Source organism: Microlunatus parietis, assembly GCF_013407955.1.
GTDB classification, from domain to species: domain Bacteria; phylum Actinomycetota; class Actinomycetes; order Propionibacteriales; family Propionibacteriaceae; genus Microlunatus; species Microlunatus parietis.
The window spans coordinates 6,603,177-6,617,053 of sequence record NZ_JACCBU010000001.1 but is presented as its reverse complement, the minus strand read 5'-3'; the positions used below and the strand labels follow the sequence as shown (position 1 = coordinate 6,617,053).

Here is a 13,877-nt window from a genome sequence, read left to right as displayed (position 1 = left end):
AACACTAGAACCTGAGGCTCGCTGGTCTTAAATCCAGAACGCCCTTTGTGGCGGATCTCTCAGGGCTGTCGGAAACCCACCGATTGCCGCTACCGTTAGCGCGAACCGTTGCGTTCGGGGTGTCGTTCCTGGCAGCACGTCGGGGCGAGTGGCGGAGATCACCGGTACGACAGATGGATCCCGCAGATGTACCTCTCCAGACGCCGTCCCCTCGTCGCCACAGCCGTCGCGCTGCTGGCCCTGGCGCTCAGCCCTGCGCTGGCGTACGCGGAGACTCCCACCAGCGACGACCAGATCGTGATCGGCGAAGGAGGACGGATGGGCGGCGGCGACGACCGCTCGGCCGGACCTCGCGAACGGCGCGATCGCTCCCAGGCCGCCCCCGCCCCGGAAGAGCCTCCGGCCGTGCTCGGCATCGATGTCTCCGGTCACAACAAGAGCGTCGACTGGGCCAAGCACTGGCAGGACGGGAAGCGGTTCGCCTACGTCAAGGCGACCGAGGGCTCGACCTTCCGGAGCTCGAAGTTCAGTGCGCAGTACACGGACTCCTATTACGCCGGCTTCATCCGCGGCGCGTACCACTTCGCCCGGCCGGACGGGAAGCCCGGCGACGTGCAGGCCGACTTCTTCGTCGATCATGGCGGCTCCTGGTCGGCCGACGGGCAGACCCTGCCCGGTGTGCTCGACATCGAGGGGCCGTACTTCGACTTCGACGAGTGCTGGGGCCTGACTCAGGACGAGATGATCACCTGGATCCGCGCCTTCACCACCCGCTACTTCGAGCGGACCGGACGCCAGGCCGTGATCTACACCGGCTACTACTGGTGGGAGAAGTGCACCGGCAACAGTGCCGCGTTCGGCGAGACCAACCCGCTCTGGCTCGCCGCCTGGCGGTCCACCCCGCCGGAGAAGATCCCGGCCGGCTGGAGCGGCGGCTGGACGTTCTGGCAGTACACGGACACGCCGCTTGATCAGAACCGGTACGCCGGCGACTACGCCCAGCTGCAGGAGTACGCGACCGGCGGCCCGATCGACTGAAGCCCGACGTTCCCTGAGATCTAGGAGTCCTCGCGGTCCCGGTAGTCCTTGGTCCGGATGCCGATCTTGTTGCCGAGCCAGACCAGCGGGTCGAACTTGCGGTCGATCACGCGTTCCTTCATCGGGATGATCGCGTTGTCGGTGATCTTGATGTTCTCCGGGCAGACCTCGGTGCAGCACTTGGTGATGTTGCACATGCCGAGGCCGGCCGCGCCCTGGGCCAGCTCGCGGCGATCGTGGGTGTCCAGCGGGTGCATGTCCAGCTCGGCGTACCGGAGGAAGAAGCGCGGCCCGGCGAACGCGGGCTTGTTGTCCTCATGATCACGAACGACGTGGCAGGTGTTCTGGCAGAGGAAGCACTCGATGCACTTGCGGAACTCCTGGCCGCGCTCGACGTCGACCTGCATCATCCGCCGCTTGCCGTCGGCGTCCCGGGGCGGCGGCGCGAAGGCCGGCAGCTCGGCCGCCTTCTCGTAGTTGAAGGACACGTCGGTGACCAGGTCGCGCACCACCGGGAAGGTCCGCATCGGCGTGACGGTGATCGTCTCGGTCTCGTCGAAGTCGGACAGCCGGGTCATGCACATCAACCGCGGCCGGCCGTTGACCTCCGCACTGCAGGAGCCGCACTTGCCGGCCTTGCAGTTCCACCGGACCGCAAGATCACCGGCCTGGGTGGCCTGCAGCCGGTGGATCGCGTCCAGCACGACCTCGCCGGACTCGACCTGCACGGTGTAGTCGGTCAGTTCGCCGCCCGACTCGTCGCCGCGCCAGATCCGCATCTTCAGGTCGTATCCCATGATCAACTCACTTGCTCTCGAAGAAGGTCTTGAGCTCGTCCGGCATGACCGGCAGCGGCTGCTGGGTCAGCTCGACCCCGTCGCCGCGTTCGTTGAGGGTGAGCGCGATGTTCTTGGTGCCCCAGCCGTCGTCGGTCATCGGGAAGTCGTCCCGGGTGTGCCCGCCGCGCGACTCGGTGCGCTCCAGTGCCGCCTTGGCGATGCACTCCGACACCAGCAGCATGTTGCGCAGGTCGATCGCCAGGTGCCAGCCCGGGTTGTACTGCCGGTGCCCCTCGACGGACAGGTTGCGTACCCGTTCCTTGAATCCCTCGACCGCCTCGGCCGCCTTGCTCAGCTCGTCGGCGGTCCGGATGATCCCGACCAGGTCGTTCATCGTCTGCTGCAGCTCTTGATGAATCGTGTACGGGTTCTCGCCGCCCTCGGTCTCGAACGGGGCCAGCGCCGCTGACTGGGCCGCCTTCACTTCCGCGTCGTCGACCGGCGGCCGGTTGTCGCCGACCTCCGCCGCGTACGCCGCCGCCGACTCACCGGCCCGCCGCCCGAACACCAGCAGGTCGGACAGCGAGTTGCCGCCCAGCCGGTTCGAGCCGTGCATGCCGCCGGAGCACTCCCCGACCGCGTACAGCCCGGTGACACCGGTCAGCTCCGTGTCGGCATCCACCTCGACGCCGCCCATCACGTAGTGACAGGTTGGCCCGATCTCCATCGGCTCGGCGGTGATGTCGACGTCGGCCAGTTCCTTGAACTGGTGATACATCGAGGGCAGCCGGCGCCGGATGAACTCGGGCGAGCGGCGGGACGCGATGTCGAGGAAGATCCCGCCGTGGGGCGATCCCCGGCCCGCCTTGATCTCGGAGTTGATCGCCCGAGCCACCTCGTCCCGCGGCAGAAGTTCCGGCGGCCGCCGGTTGTTCGCCTTGTCCTCGTACCAGCGGTCGGCCTCGGCCTCGTTGTCCGCGGTCTCGGCCTTGAAGAACTCCGGGATGTAGTCGAACATGAACCGCTTGCCCTCGGAGTTCTTGAGGATCCCGCCGTCGCCGCGGACCGACTCGGTGACCAGCAGCCCCTTCACCGACGGCGGCCACACCATGCCGGTCGGGTGGAACTGGACGAACTCCATGTTGATCAAGGCGGCGCCGGCGCGCAGGGCGAGGGCGTGCCCGTCGCCGGTGTACTCCCAGGAGTTTGAGGTGACCTTGAACGCCTTGCCGATCCCGCCGGTCGCCAAGATCACCGACGGTGCCTCGAAGACGACGAACCGGCCGGTCTCCCGCCAGTAGCCGAACGCGCCGCTGATCTTCTTGGAACCTTGATCGGCGCCGGTGAGCAGGTCGGTGATCGTGCATTCCATGAACACGTCGATGCCGAGCTGCACGGCCCGCTGCTGCAGGGTCCTGATCATCTCCAGCCCGGTCCGGTCGCCGACGTGGGCGAGCCGGGCGTAGCGGTGACCGCCGAAGTCGCGCTGGCTGATCAGCCCGTCCTCGGTGCGGTCGAACAGCGCACCCCAGTCCTCCAGTTCCATCACCCGCTCGGGCGCCTCCTGGGCGTGCAACTGGGCCATCCGCCAGTTGTTCAGCATCTTCCCGCCACGCATGGTGTCGCGGAAGTGCACCTCCCAGTTGTCCTCCGGCCACCGGTTGCCCATCGCGGCGGCGATGCCGCCCTCGGCCATCACCGTATGAGCCTTGCCCAGCAGGGATTTGCAGACGATCGCCGTACGCGCTCCGGCGTCGTGGGCGGCGATCGCTGCCCGCAGCCCGGCCCCGCCGGCGCCGATCACGACCACGTCGTACGCGTGCCGTTCCAGGCCGCCGGGCTCGCTGCCGGACATCTCGTTGCCGGTCATGGGATGACGATCACTCATCAGAAGAACCTCACATCGGTGATCACGCCGGTGGACAGCAGGTAGATGTAGAGATCGGCCAGCGCGACCGAGAACAGCGAAGCCCAGGCCAGCAGCGAGTGCCGCGCGTTGAGCTTCGACACCCAGGTCCACAGCTTGTAGCGGACCGGGTGCTTGGAGAAGTGCCGGAGCCGGCCGCCGAGGATGTGCCGGCAGGAGTGACAGGACAGGGTGTAGAGCCAGATCAGCACGACGTTGATCAACAACACGACGGAGCCGAGGCCCATGTGGCCCCACTCGTGCTCGGCGTTGCGGAACGACAGCACCAGGTCGAACGTGAGCACGCAGGCGATCACCATCGCCGCGTACCAGAACCAGCGGTGGATGTTCTGCAAGATCAGCGGCAGCCGGGTCTCGCCGGTGTACTTCTTGTGCGGCTCGGCGACCGAGCAGGCCGGCGGCGACAACCAGAACGCCCGGTAGTAGGCCTTGCGGTAGTAGTAGCAGGTCATCCGGAAGCCGAGCGGGAAGATCAAGATCAACAGCGCCGGCGACAGCTGCCACCAGGAGAACGGCTGCCCGAAGTCGGAGGCACCCTCGACGCAGAGGTTGGTCAGGCAGGGCGAGTACAACGGCGAGAGGTACGGCGAGGCGTAATAGTGGGCCCCGCTGAACGCCCGCCAGGTCGCGTAGATCACGAACGCCGTGAAGACGACGAAGGTCGTCAGCGGACTGAGCCACCACCGATCCCGCCGCAAGGTCCGCGCGTCGATCTGGGCCCGGGTGGGTCCGTTGACCCCTGTCGGCGTTTCGGTTGACGCCATTGCCACCTCCGCTGATCCGATCCGATCTGCAGGGTGCAGTCTGCCAGCACGGCGCGCGGTGGTGGCAAGGGACCCGCCGCCGAAGTGGATTGTTACCCGGCCGCGCTTGTCCGTGCGATGTTCTCCACCCGTTGGACTATCGGGTCACCGAGGACGTCCCGTACACCGTCGTCACTCTGGCCACAAGTTTTTCACGTAACGTGAAAAACTGTCGCTTTACCACAGAAGCTTCCCTGGTAGAGCGCCAACTTTTCACGGGACGTGAAAAACTGCACGACTCGAGTGACGGGTGGGAATTCAGAGGACGTCGATGGGTTCGGTGCGGCGGATCGCGAGGGCGGCGCTGACGGCGGTGATCACGCTCATCGCGGCGAGGACGACGGCCGGGTGCCACCAGGCGTAGTCGCTGGCCTGGCCGAGCAGCAGGGTGACGGCGGGGACGAAGCCGGAGATGATCGCGGCGACGGCGTACGCGAAGGAGATCGCGGCGTAGCGGAACCGGCCGGCGAACAGCTCGGTCATCAGCCCGCCGAGCGCGGCCCAACTGAGGGTCGGCAGGATGCCGCCGATGATCATCATCGCGACCAGGATGCCGAAGCTCGCCGACTGCAGCAGCGCGTAGATCGGGAACGCGACGACCAGCGTGCCGATCGCGCCGATCAGCACGACCCGGGCCGACCCGATCCGCTCGGCCCAGAACCCGAACAGCGGGATGGTGATCAACTGCAGCAGCCCGCCGATCGTCGTCGCCAGCAGCAGTTGGCTGTAGTCGAAGTTCAGCGTGGTCACGCCGTAGTTCAGGGTGTACGTGTTCATCAGCGAGTACGACCCGATGCCGAGCAAGGCCGCGCCGGTGGCCAGCAGCATCGCCAGCGGACGCTGCCGGAACGCTTGCAGCAAAGGGAGCCGGGCCCTGCGGTCCTCGGCCACGACCTCGCGGAAGATCGGCGTCTCGTCGATCGAGTAGCGCAGCCAGAGCGAGACCAGCAGCAACGGGAACGCGGCCAGGAACGGCACCCGCCAGCCCCAGGCCAGCAGATCGGCCTCGGACAGCAGCACCGGCAGGGCGAGATAGAGCGCGGCGCTCACGATCGAGCCGACCGGCGACCCCAGCTGCGGTACGGCCGCGTAGAGCGCCCGGCGGCCGGGCCGCGCGCTCTCGGTGGACAGCAGCACCGCGCCACCCCACTCGCCGCCCAGCGAGAGCCCCTGGACCAGGCGCAGCCCGACCAGCAGCACGGCACCGAGCCAGCCGGCGGTGGCGTAGTCGGGCAGCAGGCCGATCGCTCCGGTCGCCACGCCCATGATCGTGATCGTGATGATCAACGCGGCGCGGCGGCCGAACCGGTCGCCCAGGTGGCCGAACACGATCGCGCCGAGCGGCCGGGCGACGAAGCCGAGCGCGTTGGCCAGGAAGGCGCTCAAGGTGCCGCCGAAGACGCCGAGCGGTTCGAAGAACAGCGGCCCGATGAAGAACGCGGACAGGTAGCTGAAGACGTAGAAGTCGAACGACTCCAGCGAAGTCCCGACCAGGGAGGCCCAGAGGACCTTGCGGGCCTTCCGGTCGTTCGTCACCCGGGAGCCGTGCAGCTGCGTGGTCACCTCCGGGCCAACCTCCGCGACCGTCCGCTCTATTCCCGGGCCCTAGGCCCGGTGTTCCAGGACCAGGGCGAGCTTGCCGCGGAGCCCGCCGGCCTCGCTGTCCCGGTGCGCGGTGACGACGTCGGCGAACGGATAGGTCCGGACCGGGATCCGCAGGTCGCCGGCGGCGAGCGCGTCGGCCACCTCGGCCAGCGCGGCGACCGGGTCGCCACCGCCACCGGTGACCTGGACGCCGGTGTCCGCGGCGCCGAAGTTGGCGATGCTGACCACCCGCCGCGGCTCGCCGGCCAGCCCGATCAGGACGTCCATGATCGTCTTCCCGGCGACGTCGAAGACGGCGTCCGGGCCGTCCGGCCAGAGCGCGCGGACCCGGTCGGCCAGCCCCGCGCCGTACTCCACGGGTTCGGCGCCGAGCGAGCGCAGGTAGTCCTGGTTGGCGGCACTGCCGGTGGCGACCACGCGGTAGCCGCGGCGCCGGGCCAGCTGGATCGCCACCGTGCCGACGCCGCCGGCGCCGCCGTCGATCAGCAGCCGCGCGTCCGGGTCGAGACCGAGCAGGTCGAAGGACCGGAGCGCCGCCTCGCCCGTGGTTGCCGCGGCCGCCGCGGTGGCGTCGTCGATGCCGTCCGGCTTCCGGGCCCAGGCGTGCAGCACCGCTTGTTCCGCGTACGTCGAGCGGCCAATCCCGAACACCGGGTCGCCCGCCGACCAGCCCGTCACGTCCGGCCCGACGGCCGCGATCACCCCTGCGGCGTCGACGCCGATGATCACCGGCTCGACCGGCTCCGACCCGGCGGCGAACATCCCGGTCCGGACCTTCCGGTCGAACGGATTGATCGAGGCGGCGCCGACCAAGATCACGATCTCCCCGGGCCCGGGAACCGGCGGCTCGGCTTCTTCGACCGCCAGCACCTCGGGTCCGCCGAATCGATGCAGTCGGACGGCAAGCATCAGCCGCTCCTTCCTCCTAGCCTGGTACGGAGAACGTAGCCGATCGCGCCGACCAGCAGCACCGCCGCGCCGGTGAGCGCCGAGGCCGGCGGCAGCGCGGCCGCCACCACCAGGCAGCCGATCAACCCGATGATCGGCACCGCCCGCGGCGGCCGCCCCTCGGCGCGGGACAGGGTGAGCGCGGAGGCGTTCGCGATCGCGTAGTAGACCAGGACCGCGAACGAGGAGAAGCCGATCACCGACCGCAGGTCGGCCAGCCCGGCCAGCAGCGCGACGACCAGGCCGACCAGGATGATCGTCCGGTGCGGCACCGCGAAGCGAGGGTGGATCGCGGCCAGCGGCGGCGGCAGATGCCGGTCCCGGGCCATCGCCAGGGCGGTCCGGGAGACGCCCAAGATCATCGCCAGCAGGCTGCCCAGCGCGGCCAGTGCGGCGCCGGCCGCGACCACCGGCAGGAAGCCCGGCACCCCGGCGCGGATGACCAGGTCGCTCAGCGGTGCGATGGACCCGGCCAGATCCGGCCCGAGCACGGCGATCACGGTTGCGCCGACGACGGCGTACAAGATCAGGACGATGCCGAGCGCCACGCCGACGGCGATCGGGATGGTTCGTTCCGGCTGCCGTACCTCCTCGCCGAGGGTGGCCACCCGGGCGTAGCCGGCGAACGCGAAGAAGATCAGCCCGGCCGCCTGCAGCACGCCCCACACCGAGGCGTCCGGCCCCAGCGCGAGCCGGGCCGGATCGGCGGCGGGCGAGGTCAGCCCGATGATCACCACCGTGGCCAGCACCAGCAGCACCGCGCCGACGATCAGCCGGGACGCCCAGGCCGCCTTCTGCACGCCGAGGCAGTTGATCACGGTCAGCACCAGCACCGCGGCGACCGCGACCAGATGGGCCTGGTCCGGCCACAGGTACCAGCCGGCGGTCAGCGCCATCGCCGCACAGGACGCGGTCTTGCCGACCACGAAGCCCCAGCCGGCCAGATAGCCCCAGAACGGGCCGAGCCGTTCCCGCCCGTACACGTAGGTTCCGCCGGAGTCCGGATAGCGAGCCGCCAGCCTCGCCGACGAGGTGGCGTTGCAGTAGGCGATCAGCGCCGCGACGGCGAGCGCGATCGGCAGTCCGGTCCCGGCGGCACCGGCGGCCGGCCCGAACACCGCGAAGACTCCGGCGCCGATCATCGCCGCCAGACCGACGGTGACGGCGTCGCCGACGCCCAGCCGGCGATGCAACTCCCCGTTCAAGATCACGTACCAGGACCCTACCGAAGGGTGAGCCGTCCACCGCGGGCGCCGCCGATTCGTCTAAAGTCCGGTCATGGCCCTTCGACGTCGTGCCTTCCTCACCCTGAGCGGCGGTCTCGCCGCGGCCGCCGGACTGACCGCCTGCGGTTCGAACACCGGTCGGCCCGAGCCGGGCGGCTCCGCCCCGGCGACCGGTGGCGCCAAGCCGACGCTGAGCCAGTGGTACCACGAGTACGGCGAGGACGGCGTCGAGGAGGCGGTCAAGAGGTACGCCGCCGCCTACGACCAGGCCACCGTGACGGTGCAGTGGAACCCGGGCGACTACGAGAAGCTGGTCTCCTCGGCCCTGCTCACCGACAAGGCGCCGGACGTCTTCGAGTACGCCAACGGCCCGACCCTGGACATGATCAAGGCCGGGCAGGCGCTCGACCTGACCACGATGCTCGGCGACGCCAAGCCCCAGTTCACCCAGTCCGTGCTGGACGCGGCCAGCTGGGAGGGCAAGGTGTACTCCATCCCGCAGACGGTGGACATGCAGATGCTCTTCTACCGCAAGTCGGTCCTGGACCAGGCGGGCGTCGCGCCGCCGGCGACGATCGACGACCTGATCAAGGCCGTGCCGGCGGTGCAGAGCAAGGACATGGGCGGCTTCTACGCCGGCACCGACGGCGGCATCGGCGTGCTCAGCTCGATGTTCATCTGGGCCGCCGGCCAGGAGCAGATCTCGGCGGACAAGACCACGATCGGCTTCGACAACGCCGAGGGTCACGCGGCGTTCGCCAAGTTCGCCGAGCTGGCCGCGGCCGACGGGTACGTACCCAGCGCGTCCGGCGACTGGTCCACCGCGTCCCCGTTCGTCAACGGCGAGACGGCGATGCAGTGGAGCGGCCTGTGGATCCTGCCGGAGGTCACCGACGCGCTCGGCGACGACTTCGGCGTGCTGCCGTTCCCGTCGGTGGGCGCGGCCGGCCGACCGGCGGTCCCGTTCGGCGCGTTCGGCGCCTGCGTCAACGCCAAGGGCAAGAACGTCGAGGCCGCGACCGAGTTCGTCCGCTGGCTCTGGGTCGACCAGGAGGACTATCAGCTGGAGTTCTCGAACGCGTTCGGCACCCACATCCCGGCCAAGACCGCGCTGGTCCCCAAGGCCGACAAGGTGGCCTCCGGCGCCGGCGCGGAGGCGGCGAAGTTCGTCGCGGAGTTCGGTCACGCCAACGACAAGCTGTGGACGCCGGCGATCCAGCAGGCGATCACCGCCGCGGTGACCAACGTGGTGCAGAAGAAGGCCGACCCGAAGTCGGAGATCGCCGAGGTCGCGGCCACGGCCAAGGCGGACATCAAGCGCCTGAACGGCTGAGTCCGCGATGCCGCGCACGGCACTGTCCCGGCGGATCCGCGGGCTGCACGACCGCAACCTGTGGCAGTTGATCTTCGTCGCGCCGTTCTTCGCCGGCCTGTTGATCTTCACCATCGTGCCGATCGGCTGGAGCGCCTGGCTGTCCGTGTTCGACGCCCGCAACACGGTCACGCCGACGAAGTTCGTCGGCTTCGACAACTACCTGTATCTGCTGAACGACCGGGCCTTCCAGACCAGCCTGGGCACGTTCATCGTGTTCGCGCTGTTCATCGTGCCGACGACGTTCGCGATCTCGCTCGGTCTCGCGCTGCTGGTCAACCGGGCCACCGTGGCGAAGGCGTTCTTCCGGTCGGCGTTCTTCCTGCCGACCGCGTGCTCGTACGTGATCGCGGCGATGGTGTGGCGGCTGGTCTTCTTCAACGGCGCCCGGTTCGGCATGATCAACAGCTTCCTCCGCGAGCTCGGCCTGGACCCGGTGAACTGGCTCGGCGGCGGCAACTACCTGTACTGGGTGGTGCTGGTCACGCTCCGGCTGTGGCTGCAGGTCGGCTTCTACATGATCTTGTTCATCGCCGGCCTGCAGCGGATCCCGACCGACACGTACGAGGCGGCGGCGATCGACGGCGCCCAGGGCTGGCGGGTGTTCCGCTACATCACGTTCCCGCAGCTCCGGGCCACCTCGATCGCGGTCGTGCTGCTGTTGTTGATCAACGCGTTCCAGGCGTTCGACGAGTTCTACAACACGCTGATCTCGGTCGGCAGCTATCCCCCGTTCGCCAAGCCGCCGCTGGTCTACCTCTATCTGGTGTCGTTCGGCTCCGGCAGCCAGGACCTCGGGCTGGGCAGCGCCGGGTCGATGATCCTGACCGTGGTGATCGCGATCTTCGGGCTGGCCCAGCTCGGCATCCTGTCCCTGGTCGGCAGGGACCGCAGCCGATGAGACCACGACCGCTGCCGACCGCGCTCCGCTACGCCGCGCTGATCTTGCTCGCGGCCGTGTTCCTGCTGCCGTTCTGGGTGATCCTGCGCAACGCGTTCTCCACCAGCCAGTGGATCACGGCGGCCGAGTGGCACTGGCTGCCGAACGCGGTCGGCCTGGACAACCTGACCGAGCTGCTGGACAACTCCAGCGTCCCGATCGTCCGCAGCTTGATCAACTCCGCCGTCGTCTCGGTGCTGCAGACGGTCGCGACGGTGATCATCTCCGCGCTGGCCGGCTACGGGCTGGCGATCGACAACAAGATCAGCAAGGTGTTGTTGACGATCACCCTGGCCACGCTGATGGTGCCGGCCGCGGTGACGTTCGTGCCGACGTTCGTCATGGTGTCCAGCCTGGGCTGGATCTCCAGCCTGCGCGGCCTGATCATCCCGGGCATGTTCTCCGCGCTGGCCACGTTCCTGTTCCGGCAGTACTTCCTGTCCTTCCCGCGCGAGCTCGAGGAGGCCGCCTACCTGGACGGGGCCGGTTACTGGCGGACGTTCTGGCGGATCGTGCTGCCGAACTCGTACGGCATCTGCGCGGCGGTCGGCACGTTGATCTTCATCGGGTCCTGGAACGCGTTCCTGTGGCCGCTGCTGATCGGCCAGGATCCCGGCTACCGGACCATCCAGTTGGCGTTGAGCCAGTTCCTCACCTCGCAGCGGGTCGACTATCCGCAGCTCTTCACGGGCGCCGTGGTCGCGATCATCCCGGTCCTGCTCGTTTTCCTGTTCCTGCAGCGCTATCTGATCCAGGGAGTGGAACGGTCCGGCATCGATTGATCATCGACGCCGGACCGTTCGATCGCCCCCCGCCCCGTCGGTTCCCCCAGGTACCGGCGGTAGCTCAACTCATCCCTGGCAGAAGGGAATCTCCTTGCTGGTCTTCACCGCACTCGCCGGGACCCAGCCGTCCTCCAGCGTGACCACCCAGCGCTTGCTGCCGCCGGCCGCCGTGTACACGTAGCAGAGCACCTCCTGGCCGCCACCGGCGTGCTGCAGCCGGCGCTTCTTGTCCAAGGTGGACGGGCCCTGCCGGGACCAGACGTCCTTGGTGATCTTGACCGAGATCGTCTCGCCCGAGTCGCCACACCAGCGCGGCGCGGGACCCGTGAGATCGACGTACCTGGCGGAGACCCAGTTGGCGTCGCCCTCGGCGGCGACCAGGTACCACTCGGCGTTGCCGCCGACGATGGTGCCCTTGGTCCGGCAGTCGATGCTGATCTTCGACCCGTCCCGGAAGAGATAGTTCTTCGCCGTGTGAGTGCTGGGCGCGATCCGGCCGTTCAGGCCCCCGTTGGCGTCGACCGTGCCGGTGACGAACCTCGGGGCGGCGGTGGCGCTCAAGGCCAGGGCGGCCATCAGGCCGGCACCCGCAATCACAGCACCGACAATCCGCGTGACCATACGCATCGAGTCATCCTCCTCAGGATGGAAGGTTTTTCTTCTGTCACCCGGGAGTAGTCCGGCGGCGGCCGTACGGTTGCATTCTGTGACCCAACTCACAATCCACCGCTCGCGACGACGCGGCGGACAAGAAACGGCCGCCCGGCAGGCCGGGCGGCCGCTGCCCCGGTCGCTCGGACCGGGGATCACCACTGACGGTGCGGAGGTCAGCTCTCCTGGTCGCCGGCGGACAGGTCGCCGGTGACGGCGATGTTCAGGCCCAGGCCGAGGTCGACCGAGAGGTCCACCGCGACGTCGGCGCCGAGGGCCGCCGCCAGGGCAGCCTCGACCGAAGCCTCGAGGCTCGCGACGACGTCGGCGTCCACCGAGCCCGAACCGGACAGGTAGGCCTCGACGACCGCCTTGATCTCGGCCGTGACGGCGGCGGACACCGCGGCGGCGGCCTCGGCCGACGCGTCGGCGGACAGCTCGGCCGACAGCTCGTCGGCCAACTCCGCCTCCAGTTCGGCGGTCAGGCCGGCGGCCAGCTGGGCGACGACATCGGTCTGGACGACCGTCGTCGCGGTGCCGGTCAGATCCGTCGTCACCGGCGCAGCGGCAGCGGTGGACACTCCGGCCAGACCGGTGATCGCGCCTGCGATCACCGCCACGGCGCCCTTGGCCAACGGCTTCAGAACAGTCACAGGTACTCCCTCGAGTCGTGGGCCCGGCCCGCGCGGGTCTGGCCCGGTCGGCTACAGCCGCCCCGGCGGGACGGCCCTGGGCACGCTAGCGAAGAACCTCCCGAGTTTGTCCAGGGTTGGTATCGGACCGTGAGAGTTCCAGGAACCGACGTCGGGACCGGGATCGCGCAACCCGGCGTCCGCCTCGGGCCAGCAGGCAGGGGGCCGTCCTCCTGCGACCCTCGCGGGATAACCTCTGCCGCATGTCGACACCTGGCTGGTACCCCGATCCGGGTGGCCGGCCGGGCACATACCGCTACTGGGACGGCCGGGCCTGGTCGGACCGGACGACGACCCGGCCGCGGCCGGCGCCCGGTGATCCGCGCCAGGGATCGCGGCGCGGCGTCGTGCTCGTCGTGGTGGCGCTGGTGCTGGTCGTCGTGCTGGCGGTCACCGGCATCCTCATCGCCCGTACCCTCACCGGTGGGGCGCGGCCGATCACGGACCCGCAGCCCGAATCGACGGTGAGCGCCTGGGACGACTCGAAGCCGACCGCCTCGCCCACCCCCTCACCGAGTCCGTCGCCGAGTCCGTCGCCGTCGGGGACGCCGTCGCGCCGGGAACGGGTCTCCTGCCCGAGTGGGGCCCCGGGAGAGGTCGCGGCGCATCCGAGCGACGGCCGGGTGCACGGCGGGAAGCTGTCCTTCCCGATGGTCGGGTCCGGGTACGGGCCGCCGCGGCCGAAGCACGGGCTGAGCTGGTTCTACGACGTCGCCTCCCAGTCCCAGATCACCGAACCGGGCTGGGAATCCTGGTTCGCGGTCGGCGAGGTCGCCGTCCTGCCGGGGTTCGAGTCGCCGGCCGACGCGGCGGAGAGCTCGATGCAGTGCGTGATCAACCCGAGCTGGTTCTCCGACTTCGAGAGCCGTACCGATGTCCGCAACGAGGCGTACGAACTCGACGGCCGGAAGGGCTGGATCATCTCGGCCGAGATCCGGGTCGACAATCCCAGCATCAGCGTCGACGGGGACGTCGTCACGATCGTGATCATCGACGACGGCCGTACCGACCGGCTCAGCGGCTTCGTCAGCATCGTCCCGATCGGCGACGGTCCGCGCAACCAGCTGGCCGAGGAGACCCTCGCCGGGCTCCGCGTCGGTTGATCATCGTT

The 13,877-nt window shown here is 69.2% G+C and carries 13 protein-coding genes; 5 read left to right on the top strand and 8 right to left on the bottom strand.

The genetic code is table 11. The features are described from left to right. Positions 1-186: 186 nt before the first annotated feature. Positions 187-1,038 (top strand): GH25 family lysozyme, encoded by an 852-nt coding sequence (locus BKA15_RS31820; protein ID WP_179757662.1) that lies wholly within the window; start codon positions 187-189, stop codon positions 1,036-1,038. A 20-nt stretch (positions 1,039-1,058) separates the two neighbouring features. Here BKA15_RS31820 and BKA15_RS31815 read toward each other — a convergent pair whose 3' ends face one another. The 6 genes from BKA15_RS31815 to BKA15_RS31790 form a co-directional block, all read right to left on the bottom strand. After that, positions 1,059-1,835, bottom strand: a complete 777-nt coding sequence (locus BKA15_RS31815; RefSeq protein ID WP_179757661.1) for a succinate dehydrogenase/fumarate reductase iron-sulfur subunit — start codon at positions 1,833-1,835, stop codon at positions 1,059-1,061. A 7-nt stretch (positions 1,836-1,842) separates the two neighbouring features. Continuing rightward, positions 1,843-3,705 (bottom strand): fumarate reductase/succinate dehydrogenase flavoprotein subunit, encoded by a 1,863-nt coding sequence (locus tag BKA15_RS31810; RefSeq protein ID WP_179757660.1) that lies wholly within the window; start codon positions 3,703-3,705, stop codon positions 1,843-1,845. Beyond that, entirely contained in the window at positions 3,705-4,508 is an 804-nt protein-coding gene (gene sdhC, locus BKA15_RS31805) for a succinate dehydrogenase subunit SdhC (protein WP_179757659.1), read from the bottom strand. Before sdhC ends, BKA15_RS31810 begins: the two co-directional genes overlap by 1 nt. A 297-nt stretch (positions 4,509-4,805) precedes the next feature. After that, positions 4,806-6,110 carry an MFS transporter gene (locus BKA15_RS31800; protein WP_218871661.1) on the bottom strand — a complete coding sequence of 435 codons (1,305 nt, stop codon included), beginning with the start codon at positions 6,108-6,110 and terminating at the stop codon, positions 4,806-4,808. Positions 6,111-6,152: 42 nt separating this feature from the next. Further along, entirely contained in the window at positions 6,153-7,061 is a 909-nt protein-coding gene (locus BKA15_RS31795; protein WP_179757658.1) for an NADP-dependent oxidoreductase, read from the bottom strand. Beyond that, the gene (locus BKA15_RS31790; RefSeq protein WP_312879587.1) at positions 7,061-8,311 is read right to left on the bottom strand and encodes an APC family permease; all 1,251 of its coding nucleotides are present in this window, start codon (positions 8,309-8,311) and stop codon (positions 7,061-7,063) included. The genes BKA15_RS31795 and BKA15_RS31790 overlap by 1 nt, the downstream gene beginning before the upstream one ends. A gap of 67 nt (positions 8,312-8,378) precedes the next feature. Between BKA15_RS31790 and BKA15_RS31785 the strand changes: the two genes are divergently transcribed. Genes BKA15_RS31785 through BKA15_RS31775 form a run of 3 tightly spaced genes read left to right on the top strand, consistent with a single transcriptional unit; the run spans position 8,379 to position 11,420 of the window. Beyond that, positions 8,379-9,659, top strand: coding sequence for an ABC transporter substrate-binding protein (locus BKA15_RS31785; protein WP_179757657.1), 1,281 nt, complete (start codon positions 8,379-8,381; stop codon positions 9,657-9,659). 7 nt (positions 9,660-9,666) lie between these two features. Further along, complete coding sequence (locus BKA15_RS31780; RefSeq protein ID WP_179757656.1) at positions 9,667-10,599, top strand: carbohydrate ABC transporter permease; 933 nt, start codon at positions 9,667-9,669, stop codon at positions 10,597-10,599. Beyond that, positions 10,596-11,420: a carbohydrate ABC transporter permease gene (locus tag BKA15_RS31775; RefSeq protein WP_179757655.1), complete on the top strand. Its 825-nt coding sequence runs from the start codon at positions 10,596-10,598 to the stop codon at positions 11,418-11,420. Before BKA15_RS31780 ends, BKA15_RS31775 begins: the two co-directional genes overlap by 4 nt. Positions 11,421-11,489: 69 nt before the next feature. On the opposite strand, the gene BKA15_RS31770 is transcribed toward BKA15_RS31775, so the two are convergent. After that, positions 11,490-12,050: a hypothetical protein gene (locus BKA15_RS31770; RefSeq protein ID WP_179757654.1), complete on the bottom strand. Its 561-nt coding sequence runs from the start codon at positions 12,048-12,050 to the stop codon at positions 11,490-11,492. A 200-nt stretch (positions 12,051-12,250) separates the two neighbouring features. Then, positions 12,251-12,727, bottom strand: coding sequence for a hypothetical protein (locus BKA15_RS31765; protein WP_179757653.1), 477 nt, complete (start codon positions 12,725-12,727; stop codon positions 12,251-12,253). A 242-nt stretch (positions 12,728-12,969) separates the two neighbouring features. Between BKA15_RS31765 and BKA15_RS31760 the strand changes: the two genes are divergently transcribed. Next, positions 12,970-13,869, top strand: a complete 900-nt coding sequence (locus tag BKA15_RS31760) for a DUF2510 domain-containing protein (RefSeq protein WP_179757652.1) — start codon at positions 12,970-12,972, stop codon at positions 13,867-13,869. Positions 13,870-13,877: the final 8 nt, after the last annotated feature.